The 451-nt window shown below is 41.9% G+C and carries 1 protein-coding gene; it reads right to left on the minus strand.

The genetic code is table 11. The annotated features are described in order from the left end of the window. Window positions 1-137: 137 nt before the first annotated feature. Window positions 138-451 (minus strand): energy transducer TonB (locus tag HC175_RS18585; protein WP_209310093.1); only part of this gene is annotated, 314 nt, incomplete at its 5' end.

The following is a 451-nucleotide window of genomic DNA, read 5'->3' on the forward strand; positions in this document are numbered from 1 at the left end:
TAATCTTTTAAACAACATTCAACAATCAGACCGAACAGCTACTGCACCGGCAAAAATTCTTACATTTATTTAAGTTTTTCTTACAAAAAAAACCCGCACCATTTGGTGCGGGATCTTAAAACTATATTTTAAATTACTTAGTCCTGTACTTTGAAAACAATAGGCAGAGAATAAAGTACCCCTACCGGCTGTCCTCTTTGTTTTCCTGGCTGCATTTTAGGAAGCATGTTTACTACACGCTCAGCTTCCTGTTGCAGGCGGGGGTGTGGAGCACGGGCTCCAAGAACAGTTACATTTCCATTCTTTTCGATCCTGAACTGAACGTAGATCCTGTTGATCCCCGATAAGCCAAGATCACTACCAAGCCCGGTATTAAATCTTTTGTCCACAAACTGCTGGATCTTCTCACTCATACAGCTCTTACGGGCATCGTTCTTTCTCTCCTTCTCAC

The sequence above is a fragment of the Salinimicrobium oceani genome (assembly GCF_012037645.1).